Here is a 12,965-nt window from a genome sequence, read left to right as displayed (position 1 = left end):
GCGGCAGACAGCGCCAGTCCGGGGCGGGCGACGAGCGGATCGGCGAGAAACTCGGTGAGGGCCTCCATGACGGTTTCGTAGGTGCGGGCCTCCCGTTCGGGCTGCGGGGGCAGGACGACGAGCTCGGGGCACAGCGACCGGGCCACACGCAGCCGCATGCCGCGGGCGACACCGGCCGCACGGGCCGGCGCCGAGGCCGCAATGACGCCCCTGCCGCCCACGACGGCAACGGGAACCAGGGCCGGATCGGGCACATCGGGTCGTTCTCGCGACTCCAGGGTGAGGGCGACGACGGGCCAGTCCGGCGTCCAGACGGCGACGAGCCGCAGCCCGCGAGGCTCCGGGGCGGGCGGGGACACGCTCGCAGCGGGAGTTAAGGAGGTCATGCGTCCCCCCGTCCCGGCGCTTTCGGTGACCGGCGCGCCGCGGTGACGAGGGCCAGGTGCGAGTGCCGACGCGGCGAATTGGCGGCAGGAGCCTCGGCGGCCGCCGGGGCGAGGCGGGCGCCGGCGGCATCGAACAGCAGGCCGACCCGCCCGGGGCGGTGGGGGTCCTGCACGCTCCAGGTAAGGCGCCGCAGGTAGCCGTCGGCCAGCTCTCGCGCCTCACCCGGCTCCCTCTCCCCGGCCGGTTCCTGCCCCGGCGCCGCCGCGCCACGCAGCGGCACCAGGACACCGCCCGTCTGCGCTGCGGACGCCGGTGATGCGGACGAGGCATGCAGGGTACGGGAGCCCTCCCAGGGGAAAGGGGTGAGGATGAGGCAGCGGCGTTCCCGGGCGCGGGCCAGGAGGGTGCGGCGGTCGCGGGGGCGCAGGCGGGTAGCGGCCGTGGCGGAGATCAGGAGGACGGCGACGCCGTCCATTAGGGCGCCGAGGGCCGAGGTGAGCAGGTTGGACGGCAGGTCCGCGGCGGGGACGGCGAGCACGCGGGAGAGGTCGAGGCCGGCCTCGGCGGCGGCGCACCAGCCCAGCCCCTCGCAGCCGACGACCCCACACCAGTCCTCCGCCCCCTGCCGGAGGGCCGCTACGGCCAGTAGGGCGCCGGCCGATCCGGTCAGGGACACCGCGCCGACGGCGTCCGCTCCGAGCGGCAGGAGCGCCGCGGGCGTTGCGGCCCCCGTCTCCGGGAGGGCGTCCGGGGCCGCGAGCGCGACGGCGCCGGATATGGCCGCCGCCCGCCCGGTTTGCGCAAACGCTTGGGCGACCTCCCGGGCGGCCCGCCCGTGCAGGCCGGCGCGCTCCTCGGCACGGGCGAGGGCGGCGCGGGCGGCGGCGAGGCGCTCCACGCGCACCGCCGCCCCGGGTGCACGGGCGCCACGCCGGGTCTGTTTCATGGCACCTCCTCTCAGCAAGGAACATCTATCGAACACCTGTTCGATGTCTGCTTGCAAGGGTAGCGCCGGCCTCTGACACGAATCGCCGCGGGGGCGCGTCTACAGTGGTTGAAACGGCCCCGGCCAGCCCGCCGACGGCCGTCCGATTTTCAAGGAGGTCCGCCATGCCCGCAGATCTGACACGTCCCCGTCCGCCCTTCCCCTACGACTTGCTTCCGGCCGTTCCCGCATTCACGCTGGCCTCCGCCGACCTGGTCGACGGCGAGCGCATGCCCGACCGGTTCACCGCCGTGCACGAGAACATCTCCCCCGAGCTGCACTGGTCGGGTTTCCCGGCCACCACCCGCTCCTTCGTGGTCTCCTGCTTCGACCCCGACGCCCCCTCTCCGGCTGGCTGGTGGCACTGGACGATCCAGGACCTGGACGCGTCGGTCACCTCACTGCCGCAGGGCGTGGGCGAGTCCGATCTTCAACTGGACGGCGCCGCCTTCCACGCCGTCAACGACTCGGGCACGCACGCCTGGTCCGGCCCCTACCCGCCGGCGGGCGACGGCGACCACCGCTACATCTTCGCCGTGCACGCCCTGGACGTGGACACCCTCGGCCTGGACGACGACGCCTCCCCGACGACGGTGGCGGCGCAGTGCTCCTTCCATGCCATCGCCCGGGCCCTGCTGACCGTCACCTACTCCCAGCCCGGCGAGCCCGGCGCCGCCCCGTTCCTTCAGGAAGCCCGCTAAGGCCGGTCGGGGACGCCCCGCGCGGCGCGCTTACGCGGCGCCGGGGAAACCGAGGCTTCGCCACGCCTCATACAGGCCGACGGCGGCGGAGTTGGCCAGGTTGAGCGAACGGCTTCCGGGGAGCATGGGAATGCGTACCCGTCCGGTGACGCGCGGATGACTCATCACCGCTTCGGGCAGGCCGGTGGGTTCGGGGCCGAAGAGCAGCGCGTCGTCCTGGCGCCAGGTGATCTCGGTGTAAAGGGTGGCGGTGCGGGCGGTGAAGGCGAAGATGCGTCCGGGCACCTGCTCCAGGCACTCCTCCCAGGTGGCGTGCACGCGGGTGCGGGCCAGGTCGTGGTAGTCCAGGCCGGCGCGGCGCAGTTTGGCGTCATCCATGTCGAACAGGGGATCCACCAGGTGGAGCGTCGCCCCGGTGTTGGCGCTTAGTCGAATAGCGGCGCCGGAGTTACCCGGGATGCGCGGTTCAAAGAAGACGACGTGCAGCACGCGGGATATCCTGCCACAGCGACGGCCGCGCCCTAGCGCTCAGTGCGGCGCCGCGCACGCCCGCTGAGGAATACCGTTCACAAGAAGGACCATCATTGAAGAAGCTGCTGCAATCCTTCGGGTTCGCCCCGAGGACATTCGTCCAACTGTTGTTCATAACCCTCAATGCGCAATTACTGTATGCGTTCTGGGACATCCGCAATACCCTGCCGAAGGATTTCCCGATCGCCATGGGGGTTACCGACGCGCAGGCCGGGCAGCTGTACTCCATGCAGGGCCTCGTCATCATCCTGGGCACGATTCTCCTGGGATGGATCGGTGACCGGTTCAGCGTCCGCACCATCATGGTGCTGACCACGCTCGGAGTCGGCGCGATCTCGCTGTTCATCTCCGTGTTCTCCCCAAACCTGTCATTCCCCACCCTGCTGGCGTGCTTCTTCCTGATGCTGCTGCTCAGCGAGGTGCTCTTCAAACCCGCCAACTTCAAGGCGGTGCGGACCTCCACCTCCGAGGATCACCAAGGGGCCGCATTCGGGTTCTTCGAGTTCGGCCGCGGTCTGCTCGCGTTCCTCGTCTCGCTGCTGTGGACGGCGCTCATTGCCGCCGGAGTGGGCGCGCGCGGCATCATGCTGACCGGATCGGTAATCGTCCTGACCACCGCCATCCTGGTCTTCTGGGCCGCCCCCAAGGGCACGCGCGTGGGAGACGACGAGGTCAACGCCTCCACCATCGAGGCGATCAAGGGGATCGGGAGGGTTGCGAAGCTTCCCGTCGTCTGGCTCGCCGGCCTCAACGTTTTCTGCATCTACGGCACCTTTGTGGCGGCCGGAACCTACTTCGCGCGGTTCCTGCAGGCGGGTTACGGGTCTTCCGCCCTGGTCGCGGCGGTCTTCTCCACCGTGGTCATCGGCCTGCGCATGCTGCCTCTGGTCTCCTCGGTTCTGGTTGAGAAGGTCTTCAAATCCACGTCCCACTTCATGCGGTTCATGTCAGCCGTCCTCAGCGTGCTGCTGCTCGCCATCGCCGTCGTTCTGTTCACCCATCCCGCGTCGGTGACCAGCTTCCCCGCCGGGAACCCGCCGGCGCACATCGTGTCTTCCGGCGTCATGCCCGCACTCATCGTCCTGATGCTGCTGGCCTCGGGGTGCTGCTTCATGATCCGCGGCGTCTACTACGCCCCGATCGGTGAGTTCAACGTGCCCGCAAAGCAGTCCTCTGCCGCCATGTCGTTCGCCATCACGCTCGGCTACATTCCCGCCCTGCTGGGGCCGATTGTGTTCGGCGGGCTGATCGTCCCCTCCGAGGCGGACGCGTCCGGCAACATCATCACCGAGCAGCTGACTCCGACCAGCACGCTTGGGGCCGCTTTCGTCGGGCTGGCGGTGCTCGCGGCGGTCGCCTTCTGCCTGTCCTCTGTGCTGATCCGTCTTAAGAACCGGCAAGACGCCGACGCAAGAAAGGCAGCTGTATGAACGCGCCCAACGCCAGCGCTGTCTTGGAGGACTTCGACACCCAGGTGATCGGTCCCGTCTGCGTCGACATTAATGTCGATCACACTGGGAAGACCACCCGCGCCGTTGGTGGGGCGGTCATTTGCGCGGCCGCCGCGGCCGCTTCCCTGGGGCACAGCGTCCAGGCGGTGGCAACCGTGGCCGCGGCGGACCGGGGGCTGCTGTCGCACTTCCCGGAGAGCGTGCGGCAGGTGGTTCCCGTGGGGTCTGCGCACACGGCGTCGATCCGAAACGAGTACGCCACCGCCGACCAGGAGCGGCGGACGTCTTCGGCCATCTCCTATGCGGACGCGATCGGTGCGGCCGACGTGCCCGCCTGCTCCGCCCGCATTCAGCACCTGGCGGGGCTCATGGTGGGCGACTATGCGCCCGAGCTGGTCCAGGCGCTGTCGCAGCGCGGGGAGCTGGCCGTCGACATGCAGGGTTTCATCAGGCAGCGCGTACCGGGCTCAAACCTGCTGCGCTTCATGGAGTTCAAGCACGGCGCGGATTTCTATGGCCATATCCGTTTCCTCAAGGTGGATACCGCCGAGGGCGAGCACCTCACCGGCCGCACCGACAGGCGCGACATCGCGCGTGCTCTCAAGGACCAGGGGGCGGACGAGATCATGGTGTCCAACGCGCGCGAGATTCTCATCCTCGACGACTCCGGCTTCCACGTGTGCCCACTGCGGCCAAGGAGCCTAGCGGGGCGGACGGGACGCGGAGACACGGTGTTCTCCGCGTACATAACCGAACGCATCGGACACGACGTGGATCAATCCCTGCTCACCGCATGCGCGACGGTGTCCCTCAAGATGGAGACTCCCGGCCCGCTGGTCTGCGGGCGGGGCGACGTCGAGGCATATCTGAGGCGTTTCTATGCCGACCTGGCCGACATGGCTCACCACGATGGAGGCAACCGTTGACCACCGCGGACCCAGCCGAGTTCATTTCCGACCTGCCCGACGACACTCCCCTGTGCGCGCTGACAATTCCCGGCACGCACGACACGATGACGAGTGCGTGCACCCATCCCTACTACCGCACCCAGGATCTCGGTCTGGCCGAGCAGATCGGTTGCGGCGTTCGGTATTTGGACCTGCGGCTACGGCGCAGCATGGTTGCGGCCCACCGTGAATGGATCAGCGACATCTCCGCCGAGTCCATCCTGCAGACCCTGCGTGAGCACCTTACCGCCCACCCCCGGGACTTCTTCCTCGCGCGGATACAGAACGCCAATGAGGCGAAAGACGACTTCGAGGCGTACGGGAACGCCCTGACGGCCCTCATCGCCAAGAATCGAGACCTGTTCTGGACTCCGGAGCAAGCGGGTGGGGGCACCGTGTGGCCTGCCCTGGGGAGCATTCGCGGGAAGGTGGTCGCCTTCGAATGCGCACCGGCGCAATTCGGCCTGACGGCTGTCGGGGACCGGCCTTGGGCCGTGCCCTGGCACGACAATCGACGCATCCTGCTGCAAGACGACTGGGATGGTCCCGAACCCGCGGCGAAGCTCTCCCGGATTGAGCGGCTCTATACTCACCGCGGCGACGACGACTGCCTGCTGCTCAACCATGTCAGTGCCACCAACGGACGACTGGGCACGCCGATCGCCTATGCGCAGCGCACCAATCCGCAGGTGCTGCGGCTGCTGCGGCAGGCGCATGGGCGCGGCGTACTCATCTTCGACTTCGTCGACTCCGAACTGGTTGATGCCGCCTGGGGCGTCAGCGCTCTCCGGTCCTGACGCCGCCGCGGCGTACGGCCGCGAGACGCGGCTCAGCCCAGTGAGTCGAGGACGATGTTGAGCCCCTCCCCCATGGTCGGGTGGGAGATGGGGGCGTCGCGCAGCTGCTGCCAGGGCATGCCGGCGAGCATGGCCACCTGGACGGCGGTGATGACCTCTCCGGCGCTGTCACCGATGATGGCGGCGCCGAGGATCCGGTCGGTGTCGGCGTCGACGATCACCTTGTAGAAGCCGGCGGTGGCGCCCAGCGTCTTGGCGCGAGGAACGGCGGTGGTGGGGGTCTTGGCGACGCGCACGTTGTGCCCGGCCGCCCGCGCCTGGGCCTCGGTGAGGCCCACGTGCCCGAGCTCCGGGGTGGCGAACACGGTCCAGGGAATGACCCGCCCGGCGGTGGAGACCTCGCGGCCGTCCAGCAGGTCCCGCAGCACCCGGAAGTCGTTCCAGGAGGCGTGGGTGAACATGGGCGTGCCGGCCACGTCTCCGGCCGCATAGACACCGTCGGCGGTGGTGCGCAGGTGATCGTCGACGCGCACGAAGCCCCGCTCGGTCAGTTCTACCCCGGCCGCCTCCAGGCCCAGCCCGGCCGTGACCGGGGTCCGTCCCAGGGCGACGAGCAGGTGGGATCCGGTGGCCTCGCGGCCGTCCTCGGTACGCACCACCACCGGCCCGGAGCGGGCGGAGGAACGCACGGCGCTCACGCGGGCGCCGGTGAGGACCTCCACGCCGAGAGCCTCCAGCCCGGCGGTGACCTCGGCGGCGACGTCGTCGTCCTCCCGGTTCAGCACATGCTCCCCGGAGTGGAGCAGCGTGACGGGCACACCCAGCATTCCCATCAGGGAGGCCATCTCGACGCCGATGACCCCGCCGCCGAGGATGAGGAGGTGCCCGGGCAGCTCGGGCAGGGTGAGCAGGTCCTCGCTGGTCCAGTAGGGGGTGTCGGCCAGGCCCGGAATGTTGGGGATGGCCGGGGTGGTGCCGGTGTTGATCAGGACACGGCTGCCGCGCACCCGGCGCACGGCGCCGTCGGCGGTGGCGATCTCCACGGTGCGCGGGGCCACGAAGCGTGCGGTGCCGCGGATGAAGTCCATGCCGGAGTCGGCGAACATGGTCTCGTGGGCGGCGACCATGCCGCCGACGATGCTCTCCTTGCGGCGGCGCAGCGCGGCCAGGTCGATGCGGGCGCGGGTCAGCAGCGCGGTGTCGTCGCGAGAGCTGGAGGCGTCGGCGCCCAGTTCGGGCAGGGACACGCCGTAGGCGGCCGCACCCTGGACCTGGTGCAGGACGCGGGCGGAGGAGATCAGGGTCTTGGTGGGGATGCAGGCGACGTTGATGCAGGTGCCACCGACCTTGTCGCGTTCAACCATGACTACGCTATCGCCCTTGCGGGCGCGCAGCATGGCCAGTGACTTGCCTGCCTTACCTCCTCCGACGACGAGTAGATCGACCTCCTGGACCTGTGGGGACGCGGTGACGGCGGTGGTGTCGCCCATGTACTTCTCCTCGGTCTTCCCGTGGCCGGTCCCATGCCCACTCGGGCCTCCGGTCCGCGGCGGTGTTCGTGAGGCGCGCGCCTCGATCGGTTGTTGTCGCAGGTGGCAACGCCGCGCATGGCGCGGTTCATTCCCACTGTTGGTCACCGCTGTGGGACAACTGCGCCGTAGACTCCCTGCGGAGTTCTCCTCCGGCAAGGGCTCCTTCCGCCGCCCAGAATTGAGAGGTTGTGCCGTATGACCGAACTGCGTGAACCCGCCGATGTCTTCGCCGAGACGCTTGGCTGGCAGCCCGCCCTGGAGCGCACGGACCTGCTCGCCCCGCCCGTCGCCGCAGCGCTACAGGCCCTCGCAGACACCACGGAGGGGCATGACCTGGCAGCCGCGGCGCAGGTGGTGGAGATCGACCCCGCCCTGTCCGACACGGACGCGCTGACCGCCGAGTACTCGTTGAACCCCGAGGCCACCGGCAACTGCGTGCTGGTGGCGGGCAAGCGCACCGGCGAGCGGCGCGTGGCGGCCTGCGTGGTGCGGGCCACCGACTTCGCCGACGTCAATCACCTGGTCAAGCAGCTCATCGACGTGCGCAAGGCGTCCTTCCTGCCCATGGAGCAGGCCGTGGAGATGAGCGGCATGGCCTACGGCGGCATCACCCCGGTCGGTCTGCCCGCCGATTGGCGGCTGCTGATCGACGCGCAGGTGGCGGCACGCGACACGATGCTCATCGGCTCCGGCGTGCGCCACTCCAAGCTGCTGGCGCCCGGGGCCCTGCTGGCCGCCCTGCCCGGCGCCGAGGTGATCGAGAACCTGGGCGTCACTCCCGTCTAACCCCGCGGCGGCGCGGGCGCGGTATGCCCGCACCGCCGCGTCGGGCTGCCGTCAGCTCATCTCCGGGACCATCTCGATGGCGCCGCAGGGGCACTCCTCCACGCAGATACCGCAGCCCTTGCAGTAGTCGTAGTTGAAGGCGTAGCGCTTGCCGGGCTCCAGCTTGATCACGGCGTTGTCCGGGCACACCCCGAAGCAGTTGTCGCACTCGAAGCAGTTGCCGCAGCTCATGCAGCGCCGTGCCTCGAACAGGGCGTCATCCGCGTCCAGTCCCTGGACCACCTCGTCAAAGGTCTGGGAGCGGCGGGCCCCTTCCAGGCGCTCGCGCACCTGCTGGGGCGCGTCGGAGTAGTACCAGGAGTTGATGGCGCCGATGTCGGCCAGCCGATGGCGCTCCGGGTGGTGGTAGACCTCGCCGCGCAGGTAGGCGTCAATGGCGCGGGCGGCCTGCTTGCCATGTCCGATGCCCACCGTGACGGTGCGCTGGGAGGGCACCATGTCACCGCCGGCGAACAGTCCCGGGTGGCCGGTCATGAACTGGTCATCGACCTGCACCACGCCGTCCTCGATCGTCAAGCCCTCCACCCCGTCGACCAGGCCCAGGTCGGATTCCTGTCCCAGGGCGAGGACCAGGGAGTCGGCCTCCAGGTCCTCGAACTGGCCGGTGGGCTGGGGGAAGCCGGTCTCGTCCAACTCCATCTTCTCGATGCGCAGCTTGCCGGCGTCGGCGTGCTGGACGGTGGACAGCCACCGCATCTGGATGCCCTCTTCCAGCGCCTCAACCACTTCGGAGTCGTGGGCGGGCATGCGGTCGCGGGTGCGCCGATAGACGATGATCGCCTCCTCGGCGCCCAGGCGCTTGGCGGTGCGGGCGGCGTCGAGGGCCGTATTGCCGCCGCCGTAAACCACCACGCGCCGCCCCAGCATGAGCTGGTCGGCGGCGGCGTCGCCGGCCTCGCGGTCGTCCTCCACGTCCTTGAGCAGGGTGACGGCGTCGAGGATGCGGGCGGCCTCACCGGCCGGAATGTAGGTGCGCCGCCCGACCTGGGCGCCGATGGCCAGGAACACGGCGTCGAACTCGCCGGAGTCCAGTTCGGAGGTGATGTTGTCGACCTTGCTGTTCAGGACGAAGTGGACCCCCATGCCCTCGATGCGGGCGATCTCGGCGTCGAGCACGTCGCGAGGAAGACGGTAGGCGGGGATGCCGTACCGCATCATCCCGCCCGCCTTGGGGGCGGCGTCGCGGACGGTGACGGCGTGGCCGCGCCGGCGCAGCTGGTAGGCGGCGCTGAGCCCGGCCGGGCCGGCCCCGACCACCAGCACGTGCTTACCGGTATCCGGCGCGCACGGGTCGGGCTGCCACCCCTGACGCAGCGCCTCGTCGCCCAGGAACCGCTCGACGGCGTTAATGCCGACGGCCTCATCCACCTTGCCGCGGTTGCAGGCGGTCTGGCAGGGGTGGTAGCAGACGCGGCCCATGACGGCGGGCAGCGGGTTGTCCTGCATGAGTGTGCGCCAGGCCCGCTCGTAGGAGCCGTCCTCGGCGTCATAGAGCCATTTCTGAATGTTCTCCCCGGCGGGGCAGGCGTCGTTGCAGGGCGGGAGGAAGTCGCGGTAGACCGGGCGCTCCACCCTCCAGGCGCCGGTCTTGTTCGCCAGGGAGGAGGCCGTGGCCAGGGTGACGGCGAAGGGACGGACCTTCCCGGCGCCGCCCCCGGCGGGCGCGGCTTCAGGAGCAGAAATAGTGGTCATGTCAGTCCTCCTTGGGGGCGTCGTTGAGGTCCGCGCGTGCCCCCAGGGTGGAGGTGGCGCCGGTGGCCTCGTCGTTCAGGACGGGTACCGCGTCGGGATGCCCCAGCAGGCCGTAGCGACGAATGTTGCGGTCGGCGAGGGCCTGGAGACGGCCGATCGTCTGCTCATCCTTGGTGGGGCGGAACAGGTGCGCGAAGCGGCGCTGGAGCACCAGGTAGTCCTCCACCGGCACCTGGCGGCGGATGGGGCTGACCCCGGTAACCTCGCCGTGCTCGGCCTCGAAGACCGGGAAGAGCCCCGACTCCACGGCCAGTCGGGCGATGCGCACGGTGTGAGAGGACTTCGCCCCCCAACCCAGGGGGCAGGGCACCAGCACGTGGATGTAGCGCGGACCGTGCAGGCCCATCGCGTAGGTGACCTTGCGTTCCAGATCGTGCAGGTCCGCGACGGTGGCCGTGGCCACGTAGGGGATCTCATGGGCCATGGCGATGCGGGGCACGTCCTTGCCCTGGCCGAACACGTTGCCCGGGGCGTCCCCCACCGCCTGCGTGGTGGCGGTGCGGGCCGCCGGCGGGGTGGCGCCCGAGCGCTGGACCCCGGTGTTCATGTAGGCCTCGTTGTCGTAGCAGATGTACAGGACGTCGTCGCCGCGCTCGAACATGCCGGAAAGGCAGCCGAAGCCGATGTCGACGGTGCCGCCGTCGCCGCCCTGGGCGACCACGCGGATGTCGTCACGCCCCTTGGCCCTCAGCCCCGCGGCCACGCCGGTGGCGACGGCGGGTGCGTTGCCGAACAGGGAGTGCAGCCAGGGCAGGCGCCAGGCGGACTCGGGATAGGGCGAGGAGAAGACCTCCAGGCAGCCGGTGGCGTTGACGGTGACCAGGCTGCCTCCGGCCCGCTCGGCCGCCGCCGTGGCGGCGTCGAGCACGTAGCGGGCTCCCAGCGCCTCCCCACAGCCCTGGCAGGCGCGGTGCCCGGAGGTGAGTGTGTTGTTCCGCTCCCGGCTGGACTGGAGGGAACGGACCTCCGGCAGGAGCCGGTTGCCGACGGCGAAGGAGCCGACCTGGTAGAAACGGGTTCGTCCGCCCGACTGCTGTGGTGCGGTGGTGGCGGTGGTCGACGTCGTCATGATGCTGCTCCTTCCGTGCGGGGGCCGACGGCCGCCAGGTGGGCGGCAACGGTGGCTTCATCCAGGTCCAAGAACTCCAGTGGGGCGAGCTCGCCGCGGTCGGCGCGGCGCAGCACCTCCACCAGGGAGGCCGAGGTGATGTCGCGGCCTCCCAGGCCCGCGGCGACCGTGGTCAGGGTGACCTCGCCGGCGCGGTTCCAAAGGACGCGGCGCAGGTCCTCCTCGACGATGCCGCCGCGTCCCAGGGAGAAGGCGCGCTCCAGGCTCACCACCCGCTTGGCCCCGGCCAGCGCGCGCGCCATGGCGGCCTCTGGGAAGGGCCGGAAGGAGGTCAGTGCCACCAGGCCCACCGGCACGCCGTCGTCCCGCAGGGTGTCGACGGCGTCCTTGAGCGTGCCGGTGACCGAGCCCAGGGCCACCACCACGGTTTCGGCTCCCTCGGTGCGATAGGCGTGCAGGAGGCCACCGGACTGCCTGCCGAAGGCCGCGGCGAACTCCCGGCCCACGCGCTCAACCACCTCGACGGCCGCCTGCTGCTTGCGGTGCGCCAGGTAGCGGACCTCGGTGAAGGCCTCGGGCCCCACCATGGCGCCGATGGTGACGGGATCCTCCGGGTCGAGCGTCTGGACGGGCTGGAACGGGGGCAGGAAGGCGTCCACCTGCTCCTGCTCGGGAACGTCCACGCGTTCGACGGCGTGGGTGAGGACGAAGCCGTCCATGCAGACCATGACCGGCAGGCTCAGCTCCTCGGCGATGCGGAAGGCCTGCACGTGCAGGTCGGCGGCCTCCTGGTTGTCCGCGGCGAAGAGCTGCAGCCAGCCGCTCTCGCGCTGACTCATGGTGTCGGACTGATCGTTCCAAATGTTGATGGGACCGCCGATGGCCCGGTTCGCCACGGTCATGACGATGGGCAGCCCCAGGCCGGAGGCGTTGTAAACCGCCTCCACCATGTACAGCAGGCCCTGGGAGGCGGTGGCCGTGTAGGCGCGGGCGCCCACGGCGCTGGCGCCGATGGCAACGGACTGGGCGGCGAACTCGGACTCGACGTTGATGTACTCGCAGTCCAACTCGCCCACCTTGACCAGCCGCGATAGCTCCTCAACGATGTGCGTCTGGGGCGAGATGGGGTAGGCGCACACCACATCCGGACGGCAGGTGGCGACGGCTGCCGCCACCGCCTTCGATCCCTCAATCTCACGCAGCACCGGCGTCCTCCTCCTGATCGTGGTTGGTCCCGGTCTGAGACTCGGAGACGTTGCCGGCGAGCTTGTCCGCAACGATCTTGTGGGCGGCCCGGGCGGCGGCAATGTTTCGCTCACCGACCTTTCCCGGGAAGCGATCTGCAATGGCGGCGCACACGGCCTCGATGCCGAGTACGTCGGTTACGGCGGTGAATGCCCCGAGCAGGACGGCGTTGGGCAGGGGCCGTCCCAGATGCTCCATGGCCAGGTCCGTGGCCGGCACGGTCAGGCGGTGCTCCGGGGGAACGGCGGCCACCGTGGCCGGGTCCAGGTCAAAGCTGTCAAAGGGCTTGGCGGAGTTGATGAGCGCATAGCCCCCCGGGCGCAGACCGGCGAAGACATCGATGGCACCCAACAGGGTGGGATCTTGGATGATGACGGCATCCGGAGTGAGGACGGGCTCGTGGGCGCGGATCGGGCGGGTGTCGATCCGGCAGTAGGAAACCACCGGCGCTCCCGTGCGCTCAGAGCCGAAGGACGGGAAAGCCTGGGCGTAGCGGTCCTCCTTGAAGGCTGCATACGCCAACAGGTCGGACGCAGTGACTACCCCTTGGCCACCCCGACCGTGGATACGGATCTGGAACATTTGGCCTCCTTGCCCGGTGCCTGTTCGGCGCCGCGTTCGCTCAGATCCGACTTTAGGACGCCGTGTCGGATTCGTGAGCGCGCTCATATACGGCTACCCTGTGATGTCTCAGGACATCGGTGACAGTTCTGCCTCAGGAC

General features: G+C 69.8%; 13 protein-coding genes. 5 read left to right on the top strand and 8 right to left on the bottom strand.

Going from position 1 to position 12,965, the window contains the following annotated elements:
* On the bottom strand, positions 1–386 hold a 386-nt coding region (locus BN1056_RS01205; protein WP_483297521.1), incomplete at its 3' end, for a Y-family DNA polymerase.
* Positions 383–1,333 carry a hypothetical protein gene (locus tag BN1056_RS01200; protein WP_210578426.1) on the bottom strand — a complete coding sequence of 317 codons (951 nt, stop codon included), beginning with the start codon at positions 1,331–1,333 and terminating at the stop codon, positions 383–385. The genes BN1056_RS01205 and BN1056_RS01200, both read right to left, overlap by 4 nt.
* A 164-nt stretch (positions 1,334–1,497) precedes the next feature.
* Between BN1056_RS01200 and BN1056_RS01195 the strand changes: the two genes are divergently transcribed.
* Positions 1,498–2,073 carry a YbhB/YbcL family Raf kinase inhibitor-like protein gene (locus BN1056_RS01195; protein WP_108966929.1) on the top strand — a complete coding sequence of 192 codons (576 nt, stop codon included), beginning with the start codon at positions 1,498–1,500 and terminating at the stop codon, positions 2,071–2,073.
* Between the two features lie 30 nt (positions 2,074–2,103).
* On the opposite strand, the gene BN1056_RS01190 is transcribed toward BN1056_RS01195, so the two are convergent.
* On the bottom strand, positions 2,104–2,562 hold the full coding sequence (locus BN1056_RS01190) for a tRNA (cytidine(34)-2'-O)-methyltransferase (RefSeq protein WP_210578425.1): 459 nt from the start codon (positions 2,560–2,562) through the stop codon (positions 2,104–2,106).
* Between the two features lie 95 nt (positions 2,563–2,657).
* Here BN1056_RS01190 and BN1056_RS01185 point away from each other — a divergent pair, with 95 nt between their 5' ends.
* Genes BN1056_RS01185 through BN1056_RS01175 form a run of 3 tightly spaced genes read left to right on the top strand, consistent with a single transcriptional unit; the run spans position 2,658 to position 5,799 of the window.
* Positions 2,658–4,034, top strand: coding sequence for an MFS transporter (locus tag BN1056_RS01185; RefSeq protein ID WP_210578424.1), 1,377 nt, complete (start codon positions 2,658–2,660; stop codon positions 4,032–4,034).
* The gene (locus tag BN1056_RS01180; RefSeq protein WP_210578423.1) at positions 4,031–4,981 is read left to right on the top strand and encodes a PfkB family carbohydrate kinase; all 951 of its coding nucleotides are present in this window, start codon (positions 4,031–4,033) and stop codon (positions 4,979–4,981) included. Before BN1056_RS01185 ends, BN1056_RS01180 begins: the two co-directional genes overlap by 4 nt.
* Entirely contained in the window at positions 4,978–5,799 is an 822-nt protein-coding gene (locus tag BN1056_RS01175) for a PI-PLC domain-containing protein (protein ID WP_210578422.1), read from the top strand. The genes BN1056_RS01180 and BN1056_RS01175 overlap by 4 nt, the downstream gene beginning before the upstream one ends.
* A gap of 32 nt (positions 5,800–5,831) precedes the next feature.
* Here BN1056_RS01175 and BN1056_RS01170 read toward each other — a convergent pair whose 3' ends face one another.
* Entirely contained in the window at positions 5,832–7,289 is a 1,458-nt protein-coding gene (locus BN1056_RS01170) for a dihydrolipoyl dehydrogenase family protein (RefSeq protein ID WP_210578421.1), read from the bottom strand.
* Positions 7,290–7,526: 237 nt separating this feature from the next.
* On the opposite strand from BN1056_RS01170, the gene BN1056_RS01165 reads away from it, so the two are divergent.
* The gene (locus tag BN1056_RS01165) at positions 7,527–8,117 is read left to right on the top strand and encodes a YbaK/EbsC family protein (protein ID WP_210578420.1); all 591 of its coding nucleotides are present in this window, start codon (positions 7,527–7,529) and stop codon (positions 8,115–8,117) included.
* Positions 8,118–8,168: 51 nt separating this feature from the next.
* On the opposite strand, the gene BN1056_RS01160 is transcribed toward BN1056_RS01165, so the two are convergent.
* From BN1056_RS01160 to BN1056_RS01145, 4 genes are read right to left on the bottom strand one after another with little or no spacing between them, the layout of a single operon-like run.
* Positions 8,169–9,869: an NAD(P)-binding protein gene (locus BN1056_RS01160; RefSeq protein ID WP_210578419.1), complete on the bottom strand. Its 1,701-nt coding sequence runs from the start codon at positions 9,867–9,869 to the stop codon at positions 8,169–8,171.
* Between the two features lies 1 nt (position 9,870).
* Positions 9,871–10,998, bottom strand: coding sequence for a thiamine pyrophosphate-dependent enzyme (locus BN1056_RS01155; RefSeq protein ID WP_111820335.1), 1,128 nt, complete (start codon positions 10,996–10,998; stop codon positions 9,871–9,873).
* Positions 10,995–12,203, bottom strand: coding sequence for a pyruvate ferredoxin oxidoreductase (porA, locus tag BN1056_RS01150; RefSeq protein ID WP_210578418.1), 1,209 nt, complete (start codon positions 12,201–12,203; stop codon positions 10,995–10,997). The genes BN1056_RS01155 and porA overlap by 4 nt, the downstream gene beginning before the upstream one ends.
* Positions 12,193–12,825 (bottom strand): 2-oxoacid:acceptor oxidoreductase family protein, encoded by a 633-nt coding sequence (locus BN1056_RS01145; RefSeq protein ID WP_073332590.1) that lies wholly within the window; start codon positions 12,823–12,825, stop codon positions 12,193–12,195. The genes porA and BN1056_RS01145 overlap by 11 nt, the downstream gene beginning before the upstream one ends.
* Positions 12,826–12,965: the final 140 nt, after the last annotated feature.

The sequence above is a fragment of the Actinomyces succiniciruminis genome, from assembly GCF_900002405.1.
Taxonomy (GTDB): Bacteria; Actinomycetota; Actinomycetes; order Actinomycetales; family Actinomycetaceae; genus Actinomyces; species Actinomyces succiniciruminis.
Note: the sequence above shows the minus strand (reverse complement) of the source record. Positions and strands in the feature narration are given on the sequence as shown.